Source organism: Williamsia serinedens, from assembly GCF_024171725.1.
Classification (GTDB): Bacteria; Actinomycetota; Actinomycetes; order Mycobacteriales; family Mycobacteriaceae; genus Williamsia_A; species Williamsia_A serinedens.
In genome coordinates this window covers 1-1274 of sequence record NZ_JAMTCG010000028.1, presented here as the reverse complement: position 1 = coordinate 1274, position 1274 = coordinate 1, and the positions used below count along the sequence as shown (strand labels likewise).

Sequence of the window (1274 nt, the reverse complement as noted above, 5' to 3'; positions counted from 1 at the left end):
CCCACACCCAGGAGGCCCAGTCGAACGCGGTGGCGCTCGCCAACTTCTGCAACAACTCTGCCAAGACGTCCAACCCGGTCGCCTACAACTTCTCCGTCGACGGCCGCGACACTGTTGAGATCGTCCCCCGCAACGAGGGACCCTGGGCCGCGGCCGATGCGAACAACCTCGGCGTCCACGTGTGTTTCGCCGGGTCGTTCGCCCGGTGGTCGCGCGGACAGTGGCTCGACGGGATCGACGATTCCGGTGACGGACTCAACGAGGACCTTGCACTGACGCGCGCGGCGAAGATCCTCGCCGCCGCGCACCAGGAGTACGGGATCCCGCTCGAGTACGTCGGCAGCGGCGGCACCGAGGGGTGGCCGCGCAAGGGCGCTGGCGTCGCCGGCCACATGGACTTCGGTGCGCGCGGCGGCGGCCACCACGACCCGGGTGCAGGCTTCCCGTTCGACGAACTGATCAAGCGCGCGTCGACTGGTGGTGTCGTCGCGCCCGTCGTAAACCTCATCAACGCAGCCGCAGCAGCGAGCCCGTGGGTGGGCAAGCGCCTCGACAAGGACGAGCGCCCCCTGAAGGCCGGCGCGTTCGTCGCCTACGAGAACGCCCACATCTACTGGAAGCGCGGCGCCACCGCGGCGTTCCCCGTCCCGCACGGCGGACTGTTCGAGACGTGGGGCACCGACTACGGCTACGAGAACGGCCGACTCGGCTACCCCACCCGACCGTTCACGAAGCTCAAGGACGGAGCGGTGCAGGCCTTCGAGGGCGGCACCCTGCTCCGCAAGGACGGGGCCACCCGCGGCTTCGACGTCCACGGACGTATCGGCGACACCTACCGCGACCTCGGCTGGGAGAACAGCCGACTCGGCTACCCCACATCCGTCGAGACCCCCGTCCCGGGCACCGACAACATCGTCCAGCACTTCGAGCACGGCGACCTCACCTGGTCCCCGTCCGGAGTGGTCGTCACCCTCTCGAAAGAAGCAGCATGAGCGTCGCCCAACGTCTCGACCACTACGCCAAGGCGGTCATCACCGCCACTGGCCTCATCGTTCTCCTCGTCGCGAACTACGCGGCAGTGTTCCCCGCCAACTGGATGCCCTACATCAACGGCGTCGTCACCGGCCTCACCATCTTCGGCACCTGGTGGAAGAAGAACGGCCCGGCGGTGGTCACCGAACTCGATCGCCTCGATGGCGACGCCACCACCTGATCTTTGTTGCGACGCTCATGCGCGCCCTGCTGAGAGGTGGTCGAGGTGACCGCGGACGACG

At 68.1% G+C, this 1274-nt stretch carries 2 protein-coding genes; both read left to right on the top strand.

The genetic code is table 11. From position 1 onward, the window contains the following. Positions 1-992: N-acetylmuramoyl-L-alanine amidase (locus tag LX12_RS21775; RefSeq protein WP_253656712.1), on the top strand; the 992-nt coding region annotated here is incomplete at its 5' end. Then, positions 989-1213 (top strand): hypothetical protein, encoded by a 225-nt coding sequence (locus LX12_RS21770; RefSeq protein ID WP_253656711.1) that lies wholly within the window; start codon positions 989-991, stop codon positions 1211-1213. The genes LX12_RS21775 and LX12_RS21770, both read left to right, overlap by 4 nt. The last annotated feature ends 61 nt before the right edge of the window (positions 1214-1274 follow it).